The organism is Spirosoma arcticum (assembly GCF_054779955.1).
Map to the genome: position 1 here is coordinate 1 of NZ_BAAGXG010000055.1, position 1,521 is coordinate 1,521.

The 1,521-nt window shown below is 47.9% G+C and carries 3 protein-coding genes; 2 read left to right on the top strand and 1 reads right to left on the bottom strand.

Annotated features, from left to right (window positions below; genetic code table 11):
- Positions 1-149: 149 nt before the first annotated feature.
- Positions 150-332 (top strand): alpha/beta fold hydrolase, encoded by a 183-nt coding sequence (locus tag ACYVHB_RS32805; RefSeq protein WP_461056300.1) that lies wholly within the window; start codon positions 150-152, stop codon positions 330-332.
- Complete coding sequence (locus ACYVHB_RS32810) at positions 320-646, top strand: alpha/beta fold hydrolase (protein WP_461056302.1); 327 nt, start codon at positions 320-322, stop codon at positions 644-646. Before ACYVHB_RS32805 ends, ACYVHB_RS32810 begins: the two co-directional genes overlap by 13 nt.
- Positions 647-949: 303 nt before the next feature.
- Here the strand turns inward: ACYVHB_RS32810 and ACYVHB_RS32815 are convergent.
- A partial coding sequence (locus ACYVHB_RS32815) for a hypothetical protein (RefSeq protein WP_461056304.1) occupies positions 950-1,521 on the bottom strand: 572 nt, incomplete at its 5' end.

Below are 1,521 nucleotides of genomic sequence, written 5' to 3' on the forward strand. Positions count from 1 at the left end.
GGTAATCAGCTCGGCTTCAACAAGATCAATATGCTTTTCTTTGCGGCTCATGCCGCTAAAATAGTTGATCTATTCTAAATTTGCCTAATTACTTATCAATACGTTCAACAGCGGGGAGTACAAATACCCTTGCTACTATTCCAAGTAAGATGATCACTTTCGTATTGGTTCATGGAGCCTGGCACGGGGCCTGGTGCTGGAAGAAAGTAACACCACTGCTGGAAGCGAACGGCAACCGGGTACTGGTCCCCGACTTGCCCGGCCACGGTGTAGATAAAACCCCGCCTGCGACCGTCACTCTTGATGATTACGTAAAAAAGTGGTTGAGGTAGCTAAGGCCCAAACCGGCCCGGTAATTTTAGTGGGACACTCGATGGCGGGCGTGGTGGTGGCGCAGGCCGCTAAACTATTGGGGAAAGAAAAGGTAGCGAAACTGGTGTTTTTAGACGCCTTTATGCCCCAGAACGGTGAATCGGTACTGGCCTTGCTGGAAAAAGCAGCTACTCAAAACAAGGCCGCAGGCAAAACCGTGTCGGGGCCATTGCTGGCCGAAAGCCAGATTATTTCGGAAGACAAAAAACAACAATGGTTAAGCCTGAGCTGGTTAGCCAACTTTTCTACCACGACTGTTCAGCCGACGATGTAGCGTTTGCCAAAGCGCATATCGGCTGGCAGTAGATAGTGTGCTTAGATACACCGGTGACCGTGACGGATGCTCACTACGGAGTAATTCCCAAAGTGTATATTCTTTGTACGCAGGCAAAAGACTCAGATAAAAGCAGCTTGGTCCAAAATGTGCCTTGTCAGAAAGTGTACGAATTAGCCAGCAGCCACTCCCCGTTTTTTTCCATGCCTGAACGCCTGGCCGCCATACTCCACGAGTTATGAGTATGGCTTTTCTTTTGATTAACGTCTGATAATTCAACTCGTTTTGCTTTTTTAGTTGGTGTTACAGGAATGTGTTTAACGATACTGGTTTATGCACTTTTCTCAACGAGAATACTACGATTACTGAACACAGAAACACGGCACAACCCGAATAAAAACGCTGGTCGATGGTCCAGGCTTTACCCGCGATAAAAGACAATATAGCGGCTATTAAAAATACGACATAGATCGCCGTCGGCGTTGTCTGTGGCTTTTTATAGGTAGTCACCATTTGGGGGATACTGGCCACGACAACCGCTAGGCTGCTGGCAACCAGTCCGGCTTTTTCTCCAGCCACGAACCAGATAACCAGGCAGATCAATACGAGAACGGCCGTCATTGTTTCAATCCACGACCACATAACTTGTCTTTTTATGGCCAGCAAGCCAGTAATGGCCGTCGAGCCAACGGCATTTCCGAGGGCAAGCCAATAATTGCCATCTTCCAGAGTTGTCGTTATCGTGGCAATAATATCGAGCATGGCCCACAGCATAAATGCGGCAAAACTCTGCTCGATTTTAGTTTTCAGCAGGCCCACAAAAAGGAGCGCATACCCTGATAGGCCAATTATTCCGGCAATTTGCGGCAAGTAAT

Bases quoted from the DNA above. Each gene is read 5' to 3' on its own strand.
- ACYVHB_RS32805 (WP_461056300.1), top strand. From the start codon at position 150: ATGATCACTTTCGTATTGGTTCATGGAGCCTGGCACGGGGCCTGGTGC.